Raw genomic sequence first — 20,097 nt, 5'->3', positions numbered from 1 at the left:
CAGCAGCCTCGATCGGACGAATACCCAACAAAATCAATGGCTGCGGTATGCCGCACAGTCTGGCACGGCAGTTGCAGTGACCAATACAGCAGTCGCAAGGCTGCGGAAAACAACTGCCCCGGGAGGTCGAGCTTTCGATCGGGGCGCCATGGAGGACGTCATGCAGCCAGCATTCGCTGCCGCCGAACCGCGCGGCAAGCTACCCTTTTACCGTCATCTCTACGTGCAGGTCCTGACGGCGATCGCCGCCGGCGTGCTGCTCGGTCATTTCTATCCCGAACTCGGTGCTTCGCTGAAGCCGCTCGGCGATGCCTTCATCAAGCTGGTCAAGATGGTGATCGCGCCGGTCATCTTCCTGACGGTGACCACCGGCATTGCCGGCGTCTCCGACCTGAAAAAGGTTGGCCGCGTCGCCGGCAAGGCGATGATCTATTTCCTGGTCTTTTCGACCCTGGCGCTGGTCGTCGGCATGGTCGTCTCCAACGTCGTCCAACCGGGCGCCGGCATGCACATCAATGCGGCGACGCTCGACCCCTCGAAGGTCGCCACCTTCACCGAGAAGGCGCATGACACGACCATCGTCGGCTTCCTGCTCAACATCATCCCCGACACCATCACCGGCGCCTTCGCGCAAGGCGACATTCTGCAAGTGCTGTTCTTCTCGGTGCTGTTCGGCATCTCTCTCGCTCTGGTCGGCGAGCGCGGCCGCCCGGTCGTCGATTTCCTGCAGGCGCTGACCTCGCCTATCTTCCGCCTGGTCGCCATCCTGATGAAGGCCGCCCCTATCGGCGCCTTCGGCGCCATGGCCTTCACCGTCGGCAAATACGGCATCGGCGCGATTGCCAACCTCGCCTTTCTGATCGGCACCTTCTACCTGACGTCGCTGCTCTTCGTGCTGGTCGTGCTCGGCGCTGTCGCTTGGTACAACGGCTTCTCGATCCTCGCCTTGATCCGCTACATCAAGGAAGAGCTGCTGCTGGTGCTCGGCACCTCGTCCTCGGAAGCCGCTCTTCCCGGCCTGATGGCCAAGATGGAGCGCGCCGGCTGCAACCGCTCGGTGGTCGGCCTGGTCATCCCGACCGGCTACTCCTTCAACCTCGACGGCACCAACATCTACATGACGCTGGCGGCGCTGTTCATCGCCCAGGCGACCGACACGCCGCTCACCTATGGCGACCAGATCCTGCTGCTGCTGGTTGCCATGCTGAGCTCCAAGGGTGCCGCCGGCATCACCGGCGCCGGCTTTATCACGCTGGCCGCCACGCTCTCTGTCGTGCCTACGGTACCCGTTGCCGGCATGGCACTGATCCTCGGCGTCGACCGCTTCATGTCGGAATGCCGAGCGCTGACCAATTTCGTCGGCAATGCAGTGGCGACGATCGTTGTGGCGCGCTGGGAAGGCGAACTCGACCAGACCAAGTTCGCCGCCGCCATGGCCGGCACATTGTCCGAGGAAGCCGACCTGGCGCTGTCGGGCGATCTGCAGCCCGCCTGATTACTGAACGCAGACGTTCGCCACAAGGCCGCAGCCGGTTCGCCCGTTGCGGCCTTTTGTTTTGGCGCGCATGGCGGCTGGTGTTGGCCAAAGCTTCCCGGCTAGGATGTCGGCGGTTTTCAACCGAAAGGCCGGCGAATGAGCAGTGCATACCCCGAGATCTATCTGGTCCGTCACGGCGAGACGGAGTGGAGCGCTTCGGGAAAACACACCGGCCGCACCGACATACCGTTGACGCCAAGGGGCGAGGCGGCGGCTCGCGGCGTGGCGGACCGGCTCAAGGATCTGTCCTTCCAGGCGGTGTGGTCGAGCCCGTCGCAGCGCGCCTTCAGCACCTGCACGCTTGCCGGCTTCGGCGCTGCTGCCGTCAAGAAGGACGACCTGCAGGAATGGGACTATGGCGCCTATGAGGGCGTTAAGACCAAGGAGATTCTTGTGCAGCGCCCCGGCTGGCAATTGTTCCGTGACGGCTGTCCCGACGGCGAGTCGGTAGCGGATGTTGGCGCCAGGGCCGACAGGATCATCGCCGGGCTGCGGGCAATCGAGGGCAATGTGCTGGTGTTTTCAAGCTCGCATTTCCTGCGCGTGCTGGCCGCGCGCTGGCTCGGTCTGCCACCCGAAGGCGGTGCGCACTTCGTACTTGATACCGCGAGCCTCAGCATCCTCGGCTATGAGCACGATCTGAGCGAGCCGGTGATACGCAGGTGGAACCAGAAGTAGGGTTTCGCGGCAAGCCTGCCTCTTAACGCGCGAGCACCGCCAATTCCTCCGATGTCAGATGCCGCGCCTTGCCCTTGGCGAGTTCGCCGAGCTGCAAACCGCCGATCGCCACCCGAACCAGCCTCAGCACCTCGATGTCGAATGCCCCGAGCAGGCGGCGGATCTGGCGGTTGCGGCCCTCGTCGAGCACGATTTCCAGCCAGGCAGTGCGGCCGCCGCTGCGCAGCAGTTCGATCGAACTTGCGGTCAGCAGTTCGCCGTCGACGATCGCTCCGTCGCGAAAGCGCGCCAGCATCGCTTCGTCGGGCGCGGTGCCGATCTGGACATGATAGGTCTTGGCGACATGCGAGGCCGGATCGAGCAGGCGGTTGGCCCAGCGCGTGTCGTTGGTCATCAGCAACAGGCCTTCGCTGGCCTTGTCGAGGCGGCCGACCGGCGACACGAAAGGCAACTCCAGTTCCACCAGGCAGTCATAGACGGTGCCACGATCCTGCGGGTCATCGCGCGTGGTGACCTGTCCGCGCGGCTTATTGATCATCAGGTAGACTTTTGCCTCGCCGACGATCTGCTCGCCGTCGACAGCGATGCGGTCGCGGCCGAGATCGACACGCAGCGACGGATCGCGCACCACCTTGCCGCCAACCCGCACGCGCCCTTCGGCTATCAGCAGCTCGGCCTGCTTGCGCGAACACAGGCCGAGTTTGGAAAGCGCCCGGTTCAGGCTAACGCCTGCCTTGGCGGCCTGGTGTCGGGCGATGTCTGGTGGCCGTGCCATGTCCTGCTTGCCATCCCAATGATCGGCATCGACAAATGCCACGCCCCGCATTGGCTTCGCAACCTGCCGACAATTGGTGGGATCGTTTACCGTGGATCGAAGGCATTTTTCGGTTGAAGTGTCGCTGCCTTGTCCCGTATGTCGCACGCATGGCATCGATTGACGGGGGGAAAACCGTGGCGCATGACGCCGGTTCGACCGAATCCGGAACGATGCCGGTGCGCGATCTCAGCAAAGACGATCGTGACGAGATGTTCCGCCTTTACGAGAAATACTACGATGCTGCCGATCGCGACCGGTTCGATCGCGATCTCGCTAAAAAAGAGGTCGTCGTCCTTATCCGACGCCGGCACGAGATCATCGGCTTCTCGACCATTTTCGTCGGAAGCCAGGAGATTGCCGACGACACGGTTCACTATCTCTTTTCCGGCGACACGGTTCTGGATTCATCACGCTGGGGCGATCCGGTGCTGCTGCGCGCCTGGTTTCGCGCTGCCGGCGCCGTCAAGGCAAGGATCGGCGAGGGCCGGCTGTTCTGGTTTTCCATCATGATGGGCCACCGCACGTTCCGCATCCTGCCCAATTTTTTCCGCGACTTCTTTCCCTCGATCGACGGACGAGATACCAGCGGTCTGGCGCGGATACGCAACGAGATCGCCGCAGTGCGCTATGGACAGTATTTCAATCCCGAGACCGGGCTGATCGATTTCGGCCAGTCGCATGGGCATCTGCGGCACGAATGGGCAGGCGTCGAGGAAACCGCCGCGCGCAACCGCTACGCGGCCTTCTTCCTCAAGGCCAATCCCTGGCATTTTCGTGGTGTCGAGCTTGCCTGCCTGGCCGAATTCGACATCGCCAACCTGAAGCGCTACGGGGCGACCAGCTTTGCCGAAGGCCTGGCGGATGGTCATTGACGCCTGGTCGCGGATTGCCGATCTCACCGCGGCTACCGACGCCGGGTTCCGCGCCGGGCTGAGCGGCGTCGAAACGGCCCAGCGCGGCACCCTGGCTGGTCTCATCAGTGCCAATGGTTCGACCGCGTTCGGCAAGGACCGCCGGTTCGCCGAAATCCGTTCGGCGGAAGCGTTTCGCGATCTGGTGCCGATCGCCGACTATGCCGCGCTCCAGCCTTACATCGGCCGGGCGATCGGCGGCGAGGACGGGGTGCTGACAACCGAGCCGATCCGGTTCATCGAGCAGACCGGCGGCAGTTCGGGCGGCTCCAAGAACATCCCCTATACCGACACTGGGTTGAGATCGTTCACCGACTGCCTTTATCCCTGGCTTGCCGACTTGATCCGCCGCCGGCCCGGCGTCACGCGAGGCCGCAGTTATTTCGCGCTCAGCCCCGTCGGCCGGTCGCTGGATCAGCGCATCGGCGTGCACCGGGTCGGCAGCCCCGTGCCTTTCGCCTATTTCGGCGCCTTGCGCGACAGCCTGATCGCCCTGTCTGCCGTGCCCATGGAGCTGCGGCTGCTCGCCGATTTCGAGACCTGGCAGCGGCAGACCTGCCTGCATCTTCTGGCCTGCGAGGATCTTGCCCTGGTCTGGGTGTGGAGCCCTACCTATTTCACCGAAATCCTGCGCGCGATGCGGCGCGATGCCGGCATCCTCTTACCCCAGTTGACTTCGATGTTGACGGCAACGCATCCCGCCGCCGCGGTGCGCACCCGTATCGAAACGCTGGAGAAAGCGCTCCGTGACCCACAAGGCGACCTCTCGGTTATCTGGCCGCAGCTTGACACCGTCAGCTGCTGGACCGATGCATCGAGCAAAGGTTTCGCCGCCGAACTGCAGGCCCTGTTCCCCGCCGCCTTCATCCAGTCGAAAGGGTTGATGTCGACGGAAGCCGCCGTTTCATTTCCCTATGGCGACGGTCCCGGATCGATCCTTGCCGCGCGAAGCGGCTTCTTCGAATTTGTCGACGATGGCGGCACCAGCCATTTTGCCTGGCGGCTGGAGATCGACCAGGCCTATCGGCTGATCGTCACCACCGGCTCCGGCCTTTATCGCTATGACACGCAGGACATGGTGAAGGTCGTCGGCTTCGACGGCGACACGCCGCGTCTGCAATTCGTCGGTCGCGCCGGCATGGTCTCCGACCTCTGCGGCGAGAAGCTGACCGAGGCATTCGTCGCTCATTGCATCGGTAAGATCGGGCTTGGCCGGCAGCAGGCCTATGCGCTGGTCGTTGCGGCAACAGAGCCGCATCCGCACTACCGTCTCTTCGTCGAAGCCGGACCAGCCGCTGCGGCATGGAGCGAAAAGCTCGATGCCGAACTCGCCGCCAACCCGCAATACGAATATGCCCGCCGGATCGGCCAGCTTGGCCCTGTCCAGGCGACGCCGGTCGAGGATCTCTATGGCCGGCTGAAACGCCATCGCCTGAAAGGCGGTATAAGCATTGCGGGGATGAAGGCGCCGGTGCTGTTGCGGCAGGCCGACAGTGAGCTCATCGCCGCGCTGGAGGCGACCGGGGCTTGACCCCGCGCCGGTCAGGCAGCCAGCCGCAAGACGAGTGATTCCAGCCCGCGGATCGACGAATTGTCCATCCATGTCGGCTGTCCGGAGGCGGGTTCGATGCTGCTCCAGCGACGGAGCACTGCCTCCAGCAGCCGTTTTCCCTCCATTTCGGCAAGCGCCTTGCCGATGCAGACATGGGCGCCGCGGCCGAAGGCGAGGTTCTGCTTGCCCGAACGGCTGATGTCGAAGCGCTCGGCCTGGCTGAACCGGGCCGGATCGCGATTGGCTGCGCCGACGAGCAGGACGACCATCTGCTCCTTATCGATCGGCTGATTGTTCAGTTCGATAGGCTGCAGCGGCCAGCGGCAGATTTTCTGAACCGGGCTTTCAAGCCGCAGGGTCTCGGCAACCGCAGTGGCAACTAGATGCGGATCGGCCCGCAAGGCAGCCCATTGGGCGGGCGCGTGGGCGAGATGGAACAGCATGTTGCCAAGCAGATGCACGGTGGTCTCGTGCCCGGCGAAAGCCAGGAAGGCGATGTTGCGGCCGGCAACCGTCAGCCCGACGGCATCGACCAGCGCCGGCAATCCGACCAGCAACGGCGGCATTACGGAGCCGGCAAGGTGGCTGCGCAACAGCTCGGCGAAATAGGCCGACATTTCGTGGGCGGCGTTCGGCGCCGAGCCGAAGGCGTCATCGAAACCAGTGTCGAGGATGGTGCGGATCGACGCCGACCAGGCGCGCAGCATCGGCATGTCTTCGGCTGGAACGCCGAGCAGCCGGCCGATGATGCGTTCCGGCACCGCGCGCGTGAAGGCGGCGACGACGTCGACCGTGCCGGACAGATCCGCCTTTGAAACGAGCTGGTCGATGGCCTCGTCGACCACGGGCGCCAGCACTGCCGTGCCGTTGCTCACAAAGGGCTGCTGCAGGGCTTGCCGGATGGCGGCGTGCGCGCGTCCCTCCTGATACATCAGCCAGTCATTGATGGCTGATCGGCCGGTATCGGCTTCGCCGCTCGGCGGGACATGCGACAGCTGCCGGTTGACAAGACAGGCCGAAACAAGATCGTATTTCGTTACGTAGACGTCGCCCCACGGCGCCTGCCAAACAGGCGCCTGCTGGCGCATCTCATCGTAGATCGCGTAGATGTCTGTAGAACCATTGAAGCAACCGGCGCGTACTTGCCGCCAGCTGTGGTCGGCCGATGGAAATTCTCCATGCATTTTCTTGTGAATATCCCCCGTTACCTCACCCTGAATCACAACCACCCGTCGAACTATGACCGGCGGGCAGGGTCATGGCCATGACCGTTGCCGCGGGCTTCAGCCCGGTCTATTACCTTTGTACCCGCCAGCACGCTTACACGATAGGTGTGTTCCTTGGCTATTACCCGCATGGGCTTGGCGGTGTCTTGCGGATAATCCCTTATGAAGAGACCGGCAGTCTTGGCTCGGTCGCGCCGGGAACGTTCATTTTTACCGATTTCGAAAGGCTCACGCCGGTTCAGATGCAGGCGGCGACTGACCTGTTCGACAGCGTCGCTGCCCAGGATCCCGGCCTGCTCCTGCTGAACAACCCCGCCAAGGCGCTTGGCCGCTTTGACCTGCTGAAGCGGTTGAAGGGAGCCAGCCTCAACGGTTTCGATGTCCATCGCCTCGATCAGCGCCAGGCCATTTCGCGCTTTCCGGTGTTCGTGCGCTGGGAAAGCCGGCACGATCCGCCGCTGACCGGACTGTTGGACAGCGCGCAAGCGCTGGAAGTGGCAATCGCCGCCCTGCCGGAGCCTATCCGGCATGACCCGGACCTGATGATCGTCGAATATGGCGCCGCCCCCTCGGCCGATGGGCGCTTCCGCAAATATTCGGCCTACAAGGTCGGTTCTACCATTTATCCGCAGCACTGCTTCATCAACGAGAACTGGTACATCAAGTTTCCAAGCACCCGCTTCACTGAGGCGGACAGGGCTGAAAGCCGCGCCTATGTCGCTGACAATCCGCACGCGGCCGAGATCAAGGGGGTGTTCGCGCTAGCCGGGATCGACTATGGCCGCATCGACTACGGCATGATCGACGGCCGCATTCAGACCTTCGAGATCAACAACAACCCGACCGTCCTGGCGCGCCCTCCCGGCTGGGATGCGGGCGCCAATTACGGCCGATACGCCGATCTGCACGCAAAGGCGCTGCAGGGCATCATCCGGTCGGCATCATCCGCCCCGCCACTGAAGCTTGGGGACGGAAGCCGCAGCGTTGACGCAATCCACGCCGATGCCATGCGCAAAGTGCGTCGGCGCATCGCCTGGTTTTCCCTCAGGCGAAGCCTGTCGTTGCGCGGGCTCAAGAAGCGCTTGGCAAACCGGTTTCGCGGCTAGAGCCCGGTCCATCCCGATGGAAATCGGGATGGAGCCCTATCTTCTAGTTTGAGCATGATCTTTTCCGAAAACCGGATTCCACTTTTCGGGATCTTGCTCTGGGTCGATCCCCAGCCGGCGGTCCGGGACTCGCCTGAAGCTGAGGTTCGGCCTGGGAGGTGCTTGGCGCGACCTGACAGCCCGCCATGGAACGCTGCCCCGCGACGGACGTTGTTGCCGACGAGCGATTTGTCGCGAAAGGCACCGCCATGAAGAAAATCTACCAAAAGCCGACGCTCGTGAAGCGAGGCAGGCTCACCAGCCTGACGGCTCAGATCGTCGCTTCTGGGGTCATTCTGGGGGAATGATCCCCCAGATAAGGGAAGGGATAATCGATGAGCGAGCGCGGCGTTGATTTCCTGCAGGGCTGGATCCACGAGCACCTGCCGGGCGAACTGCCTGCCGACAAGGCAACGGCTCGAACCCTAACCACGCGAGCTGCCCTGGATGCTCGGCATTTAGGCCTTGAGGTCAGCGAGATCGAAGAGGATCTCGGTCCGCTGGAACGGGTGATTTTCGAGGCGCTGGATCAGCCCGATATCTGAGCCCCCGATATGAGCCCATTGCAGGCGATATTGGCCCATCGCCATCCTGGCGGGGGCTTTTCCGTGATGGCATCCGTGGGTGCGCAGCCCTAGGCAGCCCGCGCAGCTGACGCTCCCCGTGCCGGCGGCAATTCGAACACAGTGGCGCCGTTCTCTCGGCCGCGTTCGACATAACCGATGACACGGAACCATTTGCCGACGTCGGCCCGCTGCAGCCAGCTGCGCGAGTGGATGGGAAGGTTGCCGGCCAGCGCCTGAATGTGGCGGATGTGGCGCCTGCAGAAGCGGACCGTCGCGGCGCTGAAGAAACCCTCCTGCGCGGCAAACAGCGTGTCGGCGGCGTCGCTGTTCTCGTGCCAGGCGACGATCGCCACCGTCTTGTCGCCCTCGACCAGCGCGTGCGCTCGGCCTTCCTTCAAATTCATCATCAGATTGTCGTAGGCGACCTTGCTGTCCTTGCCGGCGGCCACATACTCGTCCGACATCCGCGTGGACAGATCACGGAAGACACTTTCGAGATCGCCGATCGTAGCTGCGCGTGCTCGCATTTCTCCTCCTGCAGCCCCGGCAGGCAGTTTGCCCTAGGTGGAGGGGATCACCAAGCAAAGCGAATCCGCCATTTGGCCGATGGGCGCAAAGTGATTTCAGAAGGCGGGTTTATTGCGTTGGCAGATCGCTCCCGTGGAACCGAACTTGCCTCCCCCGAATTGACTCGCGATCGCGTTCGGGAGGGGAAGCATGCAAGATCAGCATTTCGATGAGCCGGTTCGCGTGGCGCTCGGCAGATCCAGAAACAAGATCTACAAGGTGGAGCGTGTCGCGCAGGCCGCCGATATCCTGATGAACCGATGGCCCGTGAAGACAGGCGGCTATCACGTCGCCGCCCGCAAAGCCTGCCTTGGCGTTCTGGAAGGCCTTCAAGAGGCGCGCTATGCCCGCGCCGCCTTCGTCAACGCGGCGATCGAGGCCGATATACTGGTCGAGCGCGACCGCGAGGGTTGAGCGGTCCATCGCCTCTTTGTTTGGCGTGAGGTAAACTGGCAGACCGGTCGGGAGCCTTCCATGTGCAACGACTATGAGCAGCATATTCTCTGGGCTGAATATTGCCGGATGCTGGAGTCGCTGGCACTTGAGATCCCGACCCATCAGACCGAACTTGACCTGCCGCGGGTTGATGACATCCATATCAACGATCCAGCCCCGATCATGCGCGCCGCCGGCGACACTGGCGTTGTTGAACTGACGTCGATGACGTTTGGATTTCCGCCGGCCGGCCCGAAAGGCGGACCAGTGTTCAACTTCCGCTCCGAAGGCCGGCAATTCGCCGGCAGCAAACGCTGCCTCGTGCCGGCATCCGCCTTCTTCGAGTTCACGGGCACGAAGTATCCGAAGGCAAAGCATCGCTTCACGCTCAACGGCTCGCCGTTCATGGCCATCGCAGGGCTTTGGCGTGAAGCTGCCGGCAACAAGCCGCCAACCTTCACCATGCTGACAACCGAGCTTGGACCGGATATTGCGCCCTATCACAGTCGGCAGGTCGTGGTGCTTCGGCCCGGCGATTGGGCGGCTTGGCTCAGTCTGACGAAGCCGGAAGCCGAACTGCTGCAGCCGCTTCCAGCCGACTCGCTGCGCGTGGAGACCGTGCGCCCCGAAAGTTCATAACTCGGTTGCGCAGGCTTGCCGGCACAGCCGGCAGGCCGAAATCAGGAATCCGTCGGTGCGGCGCCAGGAAGTCAAGCCCTTGATGTTCAGAGAAAACTGGTGCCCAGAGGCGGAATTCAAGTGAAGAAAATCCCGTTTTGCTTTCAGATACTTAGGGGAATGTTAGCCGCATCTGATACCAACATAATACCAACAAAATATTCCTGTGGATTGGTTCGGTTCCTGCTATCTCTCAATGCCTTGCACCTGCACCTTGTCTCTTCCGGTTTAGTCTACATCCTTCTTGGTCATACCTCATCATGCGGGGTCGAGTGAAGACCACGGCTGGCCAAGACGACTTAATCAGAACGGATGGCCATTGCGCTCAATATCGGGATCGCTTTAGGCGGTTTCTGAAAGCCGACATCGTGCGAAGAACAGGTGGCTATTTACGGGTCCTGAGACCTTGGCCCATACACCGCTTTGTAGGGTGGACGCGGCGCAACGAAAAGCGCGGCCAGCCGTTCCTCATGTTGCTTGACCAGTGAGGCAGCAATAACAGGTAACTCTGCGGCGGACCGGTGTAGTCGTCGAGGTCGATTGGATTAGACTTCATAGGTGCTCCGTCGACGCGTAGTAGACGGTCTCGTCCTACCAGCAGCCCAGCTTGGCCCAGTGCATTCTGGCTTTGCAGGCGCATGGCGGCAGAAATGATCTCGCGCCAGTGCCTGATACCGCCCTTGGCGATTTGGCCCTTGGTGAAGGCGAACTCCAATTCAACGCAGCCGAGAGACAGGATGTCGATTTGATGTCGGTCAATTGCGTAGCAGGCCATGGCATCGACCAACGCTGTCATATAACTGGCATAGTAGGATCGGCGCCTCGGAGGTGCCGGGCCACATCCCACCCGCTTGGGCCGTCCCCAAGTCTGATATCTGTCAGGAGAGCCACAACTCGCTCCGGCTCACGATCGAAAGTCGCAATCGCTTGAAGGCCCTTTTAAGCCGGCGACCACCTCGAACCCGGCCTCCCGGAGAGAGTTCTCGACGTCTCCACGATCAGCACGGAACCCGATGACATTGAAAGCCTGCTTCGTGCGCCCCAACAGTTGAACGGCTGCGAACTCTTAAGGTTCCTGGCGCGCAATAGCACTCGTTAATCCGGTGGAAAGCAGGTTGTGATCCAGCCGTTTCGAACAGGTTGCGGCAGGCGAAAAGGATTGAGGACAGCTGAACTTTGCGCGCATCATCGACGCACTGACCATTGGCCTTCGTCTCCTCTAGGCAGCGGGAACATTAGCGCCAACTAAAAGTTGGGAGCAAACACGAACAGGTTCTTGATGGCACATGATCATTCTTTCAAAATGTTGATCCGCAAGCTCCAAGCCATCTCGGAACTCGCAGAATCAGACATTGCGACCTTGGGGAACATCTCGATTCAGGAGAAGAGATATCAGGCCAACGAAGACATTCTGCGCGAGGGCGATAAGCCGAGCCTTTCGTTCGTCGTTCTTGAAGGCTTAATAGGGTCGATCAAACTAACCGGGGAGGGGAAGCGTCAAATCTCCTCCTTTTTTGTTCCGGGCGACATTCCCGACCTGCATGGTTTGCATTTGTCGGTCATGGATTGCACTTTCACCCCTCTCATGCCCGCTAGGGTGGGCTTCATGCGGCACGACGAACTTCGCGCCGTTTGCGACCAGCACTCTTCGATAACGAGAGTGTTTTGGCGCTCGACGGTGATCGATGCGGCGATCTATCGAGAGTGGGTCACCAACGTCGGTAGGCGCGACGCCTACTCGCGTATGGCTCACATTCTTTGCGAACTCATTGTTCGCCTTCGCTCGGTAGGCCGCATTGAAGATCATGTGGCCTATCTCCCCATAACGCAGGCTGCACTTGGCGACGCACTTGGCCTCTCTACCGTGCACGTGAACCGAGTGCTTCAGGACCTTAGACGCGACGGTCTGATATCCACCGTTGGCTCGCGTTTTCATGCGACCGACTGGGCAGGGCTCGTTCGCGCCGCAGATTTTGACTCTACCTATCTTCATCAAAGGGCTGCGCAGACGGGTGCCGGTTTCTGATCCTGCTGGGTCGCTCATGATCCGTTGAGCCCTCGCGATCCTCAAAACCGAATCTCCTGTAGAACCCGCACTCCAACAGGAATGTCGATCACCGCTTGAGAACTGGACCGCAGACTTACCTAGCGACGGCATGGCTTCTCAAAGATACGACCTCAGGAGGGACTCGACGAAACCTGAGCGGTGTTTGACGCGTTCACTGGCCAACCAGCCGATGCGTGGGGCGCTCCGGCTAAATATCTGGACGGGGAATATTCCCGCGATCTTGTAAGCCTTCTGACCGCGTCGACCTGAAGCGAAGTTTCGCCGGGGGGTAATCTCTAAAGTGCGACTGCCATGGAACACGTGCCGAGCGCCGGAGAGTGTCCAATTCCCCGGTCTGTGCATCCCGGGCACAAGCTCAGCCATAGTGGAGACGCGGCTTTGGCAACGTTCCTATAAATTGAACCCCAATTCGGTCGTTCCTGCGCCACCGCAGGACTGCCTGGTAGGCAACGCCGTCGGTCGGCCCGTAAACCACGAACCGCTCAGGGACACGCGATTCCACCGGGATTTGAGCTCAGCTCTGCCACTGTTTTGGTTCCGAATGGTGCAACTGATCTCGGAGTTTGTAATTCCGCTGATGATTGAGGCGCCTTTCAGCACCCGCTGCCTCCGTTCGCGGCGATGCTCTTCATCAACCATGTGACCTCCATCGGTCACCCGCGGCCCTATATGGTACGCGCACCGGCGAATAAACTGTCCATCTAGGTCGTCGCTCGTTAGTGTCTCACTTTAAAGTTTGACGACGGAGACGGACAGCATAAATGCCCGTTGCGCCGGTGAATTCGCAACGCGAACAGACCCGAATGGGCTCGTCGTATAGCGTTGTTAATCCGGCAGCAGCATCTCCTCTTCATCGGCCGCGGCTTCGAACAGGAGCCGGAAGTCATTACCCGCCATTTTGCCATCCATCGCAGATAGGCAAGCCTCGGCCGCCAGTCGCCACTTGGGGCCACGATTGGACCACTTTAGAAGCTCCTCCGCGGCGGCATCAACTCGGTTGACACCAAGGCGAAGCCCCGGGCGCTCAGTCTTCACATAAACCGGAGGGTTGAACCAACGGTGGGGCATCANGGTTGACACCAAGGCGAAGCCCCGGGCGCTCAGTCTTCACATAAACCGGAGGGTTGAACCAACGGTGGGGCATCACGCCTCTCGAACGTCAAAGGCGATGAACAGTCCCCAAACGAAGGCTGATTTGACGATCATTTCGACTAACTGGCAGTCAGTTTCGAGAAGATCGCCGCCGCGCTGACGGACCGCTACAATGGTCGCTTTGACGGAAATAATGTCGCCGGGTTGAGAGCCCAACAGGACCTCGCGGACCAGCTCCTTGGCCGTTTGCTGCGTAGGCCGAACAGGTGCTTGAATGTCCATCCCATCCTCCCAGAGAGATAGAACCTCAATCAGCAATTCTGTGGGTCACTTTCCGAAAAAGGCAAGAGTCGGAAACGTACAAAGTAGGTTCCCGCAAACACCGCCCTACGATGGCTAAATCCCGCGACAGGCGCTGATTTGCACCTCACCGTGTCAGCTGCCGACGCGACCATAAGGAGCGAGGGCCCGCCTCTCTCCCAAGTTCTCACGGACGAACGCGAACAACGGTCTTGCCCGCGCGTCGGTCCGTTGAGTTGAAGGTGCCGATGGCATCATCCAAGCTCGAAACCTTGCCGATGTTCGTCCGCAGTCGTCCATCGCGGATCCGCTGCACTATCTCAGAAAGCTGGGCTCGATCAGCCTCGACGACGAAGTCAACCGCCAGGCCGTCTGCAGGTCGAATATCCGTTGGTCCGACGACTGTGACAAGGATACCTCCGGCCCGGACGAGCGTTGCGGATCGCTTCTGGACATCGCCGCCGATGACATCGAACACCAGATCGACGCCGCCGACATCTTCAAGGGTGTCTTTTGCGAGGTCGAGGAATTCATTTGCACCGAAGTCGAGCGCTTTCTGGCGGTCGGCGGCCCGCCCGGTGCCGATCACATAGGCTCCGGCCTCCCTGGCAAGCTGCGCCACCATCGAACCGACGGCACCGGCAGCGCCATGCGCGAGAACGCTCTGCCCGGCCTTGATGCGGCCATGCTGGAACAGCCCCTGCCATGCGGTTAGGCCGGAGATCGGCAGGCTAGCGCCCACCGTAAAGTCGACATCGCCGGGCAGCGGCGCGAGGTTACGGGCCTCCATGGCAACATACTCGGCGAGGGTGCCGTCGCGATGCCAGTCCGCGAGGCCGAACACCCGCTGACCTATAGAAAGCCCCGTAGTGCCGTAGCCGAGCGCAGTGACCACACCAGCCAGTTCGTGGCCGAGGATCGAAGAGGTCCGGTCACGGAAGGCTCGGTCGGCCCACGTCGAGGGCCACTCCAGTTCGGTGTTGACGAATCCTGCCGCATGAACCTGTACGACCACGTCGTTAATTGCCGCCCGAGGCTCGGGCAACTCCACCAACTTCATCCCGGCCGTTCCTGCAGTCTGGTCCGTCGCTACGATTGCTTTCATGGGGCGTCTCCTCACCGTTGGGGTAAATTGCGGGCGCGGAGGATCTTTCGATGTCTCGCGCAGAGTTGGCGTTGAGTTCATCGTTGGCGACCGCGAGCGGAAGCTAAGCAATCTCGTCGGATTCTTCCAGCACGGGTAAACTTGCGTTCGTGAACACCCCTGCCATCGCAATCTCAGACACTTCAAGCATGTGGAACAAAAGCAGATCAAATACGTTGTGCCGTTCCCAACATGGAGAGCGTCATGCAAACTACACCCCGAGCCAAAGGCGAAGCTATCAGCAAGGATCCTGACGAATGGACGACGGGAGACGAGCCAATGACTCCGTCGCAAGCTTCCTACTTGAAAACATTATGTGAGCAGGCGGGCGACGACAGAAGCTACGCCGAAGATCTAAGCAAAGCCGAGGCCTCGAAGCGAATCGACGCGCTAAGGACTGAGCTCAAGCTCTGAAGGCGCTGGGAGACCTACGACAGGTTGGTCAGTTTTGCGGTATTTGGCCTCTGATCTGGACGGTCGTATTAGTGAAGGTGGTAGAGTTTGCTAAGGATCTTCAATTCTCCTGCGACTCTTGAGCAGAGAAAGATAGTCGGTGAACCTTGTGGTTCCAAATTCGTCCTCGACCTTCGCAGTGGCTGCATCGCCCGTAATGTCGAGCGATGCGACTGCCCAGTTGGGGCTGGTGTTCGGCGGCAAGGCCGCACTCATCACCTCGCCGACATAGGCATCGACACTCAGCCATGGAGCTCGAAGAGATCGCGGCTATCTACCCGCTCTATCAGCAAACCGGGTATGGGCGGAAAGTGGGCGTAGGCCGACCATGTGGTTGTCGACGCCGAGATGCGCAGTGCTGGTATCGGCGCCAAACTGATGGGGCGGATCGAGAAGGAAGCAGCGCGTTTCGGCTGCGACATCACCCGCATCTCGATACGAGCGCACACACAAATTCTACAGCCTAAACGGGTTAGGCCGATGATGCGCTCGTTCTGGTCAGCCACTGAGTGCGTGGGTCGAGGCAGAGTTCCCACAATATGCTGCGCACAAAGTAGCGACAGAGCGGGCCTAGAAGCGACATAGCGCCGGGTGTGAACGCGAACGCAGCCGGCGCCCGAATGCGTTCAGCGAGCGCCGTCGCGTCCACCTTGCCTTTCTTTGACGGCCCTGTGTTCAGCTTCCCACGGCAACGCGTGGAAGTCGGGCTGGTGCCCCGCTTCACGGTAGCCAGCCTGAGTGAGTAACTTGCTTTGTCCCGCTCCACGACGCAAACAAACGGCGGATTCCCCAAGCACCTATAAACGCCTACAGCTTTTTCCATGCGACAGGTGTGCTGCGGGTGCTCGAAGATGTCGTCCTTCATTGCGATGACAGAACAGGGAGCGAGGACAACTCTTTTTTTGATTGCAGAGAGAGTCTGAGCGGGCTTACTAGTGAGGGGTTTGCCATCGCTTTGAGGGAGGCTGCGATGGTTGCAACGCCCATAGATATCGCTCAAGCGGCCACTACGGCCACCTTGCTGATGCGCCTTCGTCAACGTCATCGCGATGACGTGGCGCGAGGCTGGGAAGATGCCGACCCTTCTACTGTTGCCGTCTCCCGTACGCCTGAGTGTCAATGGCGCGATTTAGCCAAGGCCCTGGTGCACGATTGGTTCGAGCTGATAAAACTGGCTTGGTGGATTGGATCGTCAGCAAGTAGCCGCTGCCCGCCAGCGGCCCAGCAGCCGTCTGCGGGACTTTGCAGCGGGCGCGCTGGGCCTGACCGGTGGGGCGGTGTGGTATCCGCCGGCTGGCGAACATATGCGCCTCCTCCCAACGCCAGCGAAACATCCAAACGAACGAGGCGATCTAACAGCGATCTCACCGTCCAGCCAACACATAGGCCTATAGCAAAGGCTTATAATCGCTGAGAGAACGAAAATGGCCGACGCCATGGTTGGGGAACCCGGGTGGGTAGGCGCCGGCCACAAGCGGAACAGGCCCGCCGCGCCACACATATGGCTGATTTGTCATCACGTGGTTATGGTGTGATCGCGTAGGGCTAGACCAGCGGAACTTAGTAAACGCCGCTTATTAAGCGATCCTCGACGCGATCGTTCATCGCCACGACGACCTGGGAAACTTGACGATTGCAGCCCTCTGCCATGTCGAGCTCAAGTCATGAACATCGGCCCTCCGATCATGAGCAGGCATGCGCCCATCCTACCATATCGCGCTGCCGGTATCGCAAGGCGCCGGCAGCAAGGGGGAGGCGACCAGAGCCGATGTGAAGGGACTAGGCAGCTAATATTCGCTTGCGCTAATTTAAATGTGCCGTAACGTCAGGCTCAGCCTTTTGCGGAGGCGCAACGGTGGGGAGTATGATGAGAGTTGCTGTGTTTTGTGCGGCGATCGTGATCGCTGGGACTGGTGTCGCTGTTGCCAAGGAGAAGAAGGTGGTGGTGAGTGACGCCACGGACCTTTGCTCTACGAAGCACTCGGCCAAGAAGCAGGTGCTCGAGCTGGACTGCAGGCCGACCGGAACCGCCAAATTGCCGGCCGGTGGAACGCCGGAAAAGCCGCGCCTCGGATACGACACCGATCCGTGGCTGGTTAAAGGCCTTTAGACACTAGGCGACGGCAACACAGCGCGGCTAAGGGGATGTGCGCTGGCGGTGAAGCCTTCTTTGTTCTCTCACCGGTGGAACATTGTCGCCTGAAAACGCTTCGGACGGTGCACTGCCCCATCAGTGCAACGTTCCCTTCCTTGTTTGCACTGGCCGGCTGCCGAAAGGTGGCCGGCTTTTTTGTATATAAGCGCGACCTGATGTTTGGGGCTTGTTGATTGGACAGCAGCGAGTGGCCGCTGCTGGCTTAGCGTCCAGGATTGGAATCTGTAAAGGCGAGATCACCAAGGCAGGGATGACCAGACTAAATAACGGTTTCGTCTGTTAGCCGCCACGCCGACGATAATTGAATTCAGAAGGGAGTCGGCCCGGCTGCCCAACATCAGGGTGCAAAAGACAGCCGGGCCAAGGCTGGAAAGAGTTCCGCTCCAGCCCAGCCGTGCCCGGCACGATACGCATCGCACCTGGGCGCAAGCGGTACCAATGGCTCGCCTATTCCGCCGCGCCTTTTCGGCAGGAAACCCTCGGCCTCATCACAATGGAGGGCGACATTCGCAGCGCCCTATGGAACCATCCAGAGTGACATAGGCTGTTTCATGGAACTTCCTGATGACATCAGGAGGCCTGTTAAGCATGCCAGTTGTTCGCGCTCATAGCTCAGATGCAGGTTGGAGCCCTTCCTAGTGCACCACTATGAGAAGCGAGAACTAGGAACCGGGAGTGCTGCGAATAGATTGCCGCAGTCCAGCTTTCATCAGAGCATGGCAAGGGCTGCCTTTCTCTCCACGTTGGCAGTCGTCCTGCTGCTCGCGCTATTGCCAGACCACCTGCTGCACGCCCTCGGATTGGCCTTTACGTCTCATCACGACAAGCTCAACCACGCCGCCGCGTTCGCCACCTTGTCAGCTTTGGGTAGCCTCGGCTGGCCCCAACAGGTGGTCCGGCTGGCGGTTCTACTTGCTTTAACGGGCGCAGCGATTGAAATCCTTCAATGCGTCACAGGGCGTGACATGAGTGTCTTCGACTGGTTTGCCGACTGCGCCGGAATGGCATACGGGCTGAGAACTATGAGCTGGGTGAACGAGATTCTAGGCGAACCGGTTATTTGATCGCCACAGGCTCCGCTTTACCGCCGCCGTCTTGGCCCCACTTGCCAGCCTCACGCCCGGGGCCGCCTTCGATCACCCTCGCTATTGCCGTTCAATTTCCGACGCAAAGGCCGATAGCAAGGGAAATAGGTTTCTGGGCCGCTCACCATTTAGACTTAGGTCCGATTCTCTCGCGCAAATGGCCGAAGCCGGAAACATTTCTCCTTCTACNTTGTTGCAGTGGCCGTGCCGCTGAGGAGAACATGCACAGTGCCTCTATCAAATGAACTGCGCGACGTACCGATAGAATTCCAATGCCCCTCCTGTTCGTGCCCAATGGTGAGAAGGGGATCCTGGCTGAAAACGATTGCCGGTTTCAGCTGCGATAGCTGCAGGTCCAGAGTGCGGATCGGCTACGAAGCGAAGCTGGCCATATTCGACCGGCACCTTAAGCGACGCGCGCCGGATCTGGGCCGACGACCAATGGAGTGCGATCCCGGCAACGGTTCCTGAGAGTGTGTCGGCAATTCAAGCTCCAACTGCTTGCGGTCTGCCGCAAGTCCAAGCTTTCATCTGGTCGCAGGGTCAGGCGGCTCTTCGTCCGTACGGAACCGATGATGGCGAGAGGTTTCGATGCGCTCGGAGCACCGAGCAGGTCGACACGTTTTTCGTGCGACCACCAATCTCTAGCTGGCCGCTCCGATGCTCTGACGAGGTGCGAGCAACTTGATCTTCAATAGTCTTTTTCGAGCCAGCATGCGCGCCGCCTCCGCGATGCGGTCTCCGTAAGCATCGGCGACGAATGATAGCGTCGACAGGTCGATAATGAGGTCGTCGATCGCGCCCGCCAAGACACTGGACCCGCGCCCAAATTGATGCACCAGCGCCAGCACTTCCTTAAGTGCCGTCGAGGCTTCACCCGCATCCAGCAGCGCCTCGATGTCATCGAAAACCTGCATCCCGACCCTCCCGCTTTAAAACGGTGGCAATTTCGCGCGAAAAGAAAGCGCCTGCCAAAGTGCTCGCGCACTAAGGCGGCTATTCAAACAACAAGAAAGACCCTGGTGGCCCAACGATGAAGGGCGTCCATGGAGGGCGTTCAGCGAGACGCAACTGAGATTCGGCGCGACATTAAAGGACGGCGATGCTTCAGCCGCGCTCTCTTGCGAGCAATCCGAGCAGCGCCCAGCCGCCAGCCAATCGAAGATGTACGCCAAGACCGATAAGCTGGCGGAGCGTTTTGCCGAGACTGAAGACGCGGTGAATCGCTCAGCGAAGACATGACCGAGGTGGAGGCGGTCTCTGCCGAGGTGACCCGGTGGAAGTTGATGGGCCTCGGCGCATTGGGCGTCACTGGCATGGCAGCGGCGGCGCTCGCCTCGCTTAGTTACGCCCTGTTGGTCTATCTGGCGCGTGCTGCGCGGCGGATGACGAGCAGGCGGCATAGTCGACAGGCTCTCAAGATGGCTGGTGATGTGTGATGATCGCGTCGACGGGAACAGCTTTGCGATTACGCACGAGTTCTTATCAGTTATGCTCGGTGTCAGGCGGCCCGGCGTCACCATAGCGCTGCAAACCTTGGAGGGCCAAGGTCTGATACGCTCAATGCGAGGAGAGGTAGTCATTCTTGATCGCGCGCGTCTAATTGCGCTGGCTGATGGGTCATATGGCAGGGCTGAAGCCGAATACGCTCGGCTAGTCGGCAAACTGCATTGACGGCAGACGCCGCG

23 protein-coding genes and 2 pseudogenes are annotated in these 20,097 nt (G+C 60.6%); 17 read left to right on the top strand and 8 right to left on the bottom strand.

Annotated elements, in window-relative coordinates; all coding sequences use genetic code 11:
- Positions 1-148 precede the first annotated feature (148 nt).
- Together X730_RS139090 and X730_RS139095 are read left to right on the top strand one after the other, a co-directional pair.
- Positions 149-1,495 carry a dicarboxylate/amino acid:cation symporter gene (locus tag X730_RS139090; protein WP_155922526.1) on the top strand — a complete coding sequence of 449 codons (1,347 nt, stop codon included), beginning with the start codon at positions 149-151 and terminating at the stop codon, positions 1,493-1,495.
- 138 nt (positions 1,496-1,633) lie between these two features.
- Positions 1,634-2,215 (top strand): histidine phosphatase family protein, encoded by a 582-nt coding sequence (locus X730_RS139095; protein WP_023827386.1) that lies wholly within the window; start codon positions 1,634-1,636, stop codon positions 2,213-2,215.
- 22 nt (positions 2,216-2,237) lie between these two features.
- Here X730_RS139095 and X730_RS139100 read toward each other — a convergent pair whose 3' ends face one another.
- A complete protein-coding gene (locus tag X730_RS139100) occupies positions 2,238-2,990 on the bottom strand; it encodes a pseudouridine synthase (protein WP_023669671.1) in 753 nt (250 codons plus the stop codon).
- Between the two features lie 149 nt (positions 2,991-3,139).
- Between X730_RS139100 and X730_RS139105 the strand changes: the two genes are divergently transcribed.
- Both X730_RS139105 and X730_RS139110 read left to right on the top strand, forming a co-directional pair.
- Positions 3,140-3,904 carry a hypothetical protein gene (locus X730_RS139105; protein WP_031197345.1) on the top strand — a complete coding sequence of 255 codons (765 nt, stop codon included), beginning with the start codon at positions 3,140-3,142 and terminating at the stop codon, positions 3,902-3,904.
- The gene (locus tag X730_RS139110; protein ID WP_023827384.1) at positions 3,894-5,474 is read left to right on the top strand and encodes a GH3 auxin-responsive promoter family protein; all 1,581 of its coding nucleotides are present in this window, start codon (positions 3,894-3,896) and stop codon (positions 5,472-5,474) included. The genes X730_RS139105 and X730_RS139110 overlap by 11 nt, the downstream gene beginning before the upstream one ends.
- 11 nt (positions 5,475-5,485) lie before the next feature.
- On the opposite strand, the gene X730_RS1000000165510 is transcribed toward X730_RS139110, so the two are convergent.
- Complete coding sequence (locus tag X730_RS1000000165510) at positions 5,486-6,679, bottom strand: cytochrome P450 (RefSeq protein WP_023827383.1); 1,194 nt, start codon at positions 6,677-6,679, stop codon at positions 5,486-5,488.
- Positions 6,680-6,759: 80 nt separating this feature from the next.
- Here X730_RS1000000165510 and X730_RS1000000165505 point away from each other — a divergent pair, with 80 nt between their 5' ends.
- From X730_RS1000000165505 to X730_RS139115, 3 genes are all read left to right on the top strand, one after another.
- A complete protein-coding gene (locus X730_RS1000000165505) occupies positions 6,760-7,827 on the top strand; it encodes a hypothetical protein (protein ID WP_023827382.1) in 1,068 nt (355 codons plus the stop codon).
- A 185-nt stretch (positions 7,828-8,012) separates the two neighbouring features.
- Complete coding sequence (locus X730_RS1000000169280) at positions 8,013-8,174, top strand: hypothetical protein (RefSeq protein WP_023669672.1); 162 nt, start codon at positions 8,013-8,015, stop codon at positions 8,172-8,174.
- A gap of 27 nt (positions 8,175-8,201) precedes the next feature.
- Entirely contained in the window at positions 8,202-8,411 is a 210-nt protein-coding gene (locus X730_RS139115) for a DUF768 domain-containing protein (RefSeq protein ID WP_023669673.1), read from the top strand.
- 89 nt (positions 8,412-8,500) lie between these two features.
- On the opposite strand, the gene X730_RS139120 is transcribed toward X730_RS139115, so the two are convergent.
- Entirely contained in the window at positions 8,501-8,959 is a 459-nt protein-coding gene (locus tag X730_RS139120) for a hypothetical protein (RefSeq protein ID WP_023669674.1), read from the bottom strand.
- Between the two features lie 190 nt (positions 8,960-9,149).
- Here X730_RS139120 and X730_RS139125 point away from each other — a divergent pair, with 190 nt between their 5' ends.
- The gene (locus X730_RS139125) at positions 9,150-9,413 is read left to right on the top strand and encodes a DUF982 domain-containing protein (protein WP_023669675.1); all 264 of its coding nucleotides are present in this window, start codon (positions 9,150-9,152) and stop codon (positions 9,411-9,413) included.
- A gap of 60 nt (positions 9,414-9,473) precedes the next feature.
- On the top strand, positions 9,474-10,073 hold the full coding sequence (locus tag X730_RS139130) for an SOS response-associated peptidase (protein WP_023827381.1): 600 nt from the start codon (positions 9,474-9,476) through the stop codon (positions 10,071-10,073).
- A 424-nt stretch (positions 10,074-10,497) separates the two neighbouring features.
- Here X730_RS139130 and X730_RS139135 read toward each other — a convergent pair whose 3' ends face one another.
- The gene (locus tag X730_RS139135; protein WP_023669676.1) at positions 10,498-10,908 is read right to left on the bottom strand and encodes a hypothetical protein; all 411 of its coding nucleotides are present in this window, start codon (positions 10,906-10,908) and stop codon (positions 10,498-10,500) included.
- A gap of 483 nt (positions 10,909-11,391) precedes the next feature.
- Here X730_RS139135 and X730_RS139140 point away from each other — a divergent pair, with 483 nt between their 5' ends.
- The gene (locus X730_RS139140; protein ID WP_023699539.1) at positions 11,392-12,138 is read left to right on the top strand and encodes a Crp/Fnr family transcriptional regulator; all 747 of its coding nucleotides are present in this window, start codon (positions 11,392-11,394) and stop codon (positions 12,136-12,138) included.
- An 867-nt stretch (positions 12,139-13,005) separates the two neighbouring features.
- On the opposite strand, the gene X730_RS139145 is transcribed toward X730_RS139140, so the two are convergent.
- The 3 genes from X730_RS139145 to X730_RS139155 form a co-directional block, all read right to left on the bottom strand.
- Entirely contained in the window at positions 13,006-13,248 is a 243-nt protein-coding gene (locus tag X730_RS139145) for a DUF982 domain-containing protein (protein ID WP_023827380.1), read from the bottom strand.
- A gap of 75 nt (positions 13,249-13,323) precedes the next feature.
- A complete protein-coding gene (locus X730_RS139150) occupies positions 13,324-13,554 on the bottom strand; it encodes a hypothetical protein (protein ID WP_023827379.1) in 231 nt (76 codons plus the stop codon).
- A gap of 205 nt (positions 13,555-13,759) precedes the next feature.
- Positions 13,760-14,677, bottom strand: coding sequence for an NADP-dependent oxidoreductase (locus X730_RS139155; RefSeq protein ID WP_023827378.1), 918 nt, complete (start codon positions 14,675-14,677; stop codon positions 13,760-13,762).
- 231 nt (positions 14,678-14,908) lie between these two features.
- On the opposite strand from X730_RS139155, the gene X730_RS139160 reads away from it, so the two are divergent.
- From X730_RS139160 to X730_RS139175, 4 genes are all read left to right on the top strand, one after another.
- Positions 14,909-15,130: a DUF3072 domain-containing protein gene (locus X730_RS139160; protein ID WP_023695044.1), complete on the top strand. Its 222-nt coding sequence runs from the start codon at positions 14,909-14,911 to the stop codon at positions 15,128-15,130.
- Positions 15,131-15,269: 139 nt separating this feature from the next.
- Positions 15,270-15,401 (top strand): hypothetical protein, encoded by a 132-nt coding sequence (locus X730_RS1000000169130; protein WP_280816117.1) that lies wholly within the window; start codon positions 15,270-15,272, stop codon positions 15,399-15,401.
- A 1,632-nt stretch (positions 15,402-17,033) separates the two neighbouring features.
- Positions 17,034-17,279 carry a hypothetical protein gene (locus X730_RS139170; protein ID WP_023737208.1) on the top strand — a complete coding sequence of 82 codons (246 nt, stop codon included), beginning with the start codon at positions 17,034-17,036 and terminating at the stop codon, positions 17,277-17,279.
- Between the two features lie 734 nt (positions 17,280-18,013).
- Complete coding sequence (locus X730_RS139175) at positions 18,014-18,388, top strand: VanZ family protein (RefSeq protein WP_245261419.1); 375 nt, start codon at positions 18,014-18,016, stop codon at positions 18,386-18,388.
- A 665-nt stretch (positions 18,389-19,053) separates the two neighbouring features.
- Here X730_RS139175 and X730_RS139180 read toward each other — a convergent pair.
- On the bottom strand, positions 19,054-19,326 hold the full coding sequence (locus X730_RS139180) for a hypothetical protein (protein ID WP_023698300.1): 273 nt from the start codon (positions 19,324-19,326) through the stop codon (positions 19,054-19,056).
- 100 nt (positions 19,327-19,426) lie between these two features.
- Here X730_RS139180 and X730_RS1000000169275 point away from each other — a divergent pair.
- The 3 genes and pseudogenes from X730_RS1000000169275 to X730_RS03925 all read left to right on the top strand — a co-directional run.
- Positions 19,427-19,484: pseudogene (locus tag X730_RS1000000169275) on the top strand (hypothetical protein); the annotation flags it as partial.
- 163 nt (positions 19,485-19,647) lie between these two features.
- Positions 19,648-19,848, top strand: a complete 201-nt coding sequence (locus X730_RS1000000168800; protein ID WP_023695071.1) for a DUF1515 family protein — start codon at positions 19,648-19,650, stop codon at positions 19,846-19,848.
- Positions 19,817-20,083 (top strand): annotated as a pseudogene (locus X730_RS03925) (helix-turn-helix domain-containing protein); the annotation flags it as partial. The gene X730_RS1000000168800 and the pseudogene X730_RS03925, both read left to right, overlap by 32 nt.
- Positions 20,084-20,097 lie beyond the last annotated feature (14 nt).

Origin of the sequence: Mesorhizobium sp. L103C131B0 (assembly GCF_000502275.1) — a bacterium.
In the GTDB taxonomy this organism is placed as follows: Bacteria; Pseudomonadota; Alphaproteobacteria; order Rhizobiales; family Rhizobiaceae; genus Mesorhizobium.
This window is presented reverse-complemented; position numbering and strand designations above follow the sequence as displayed.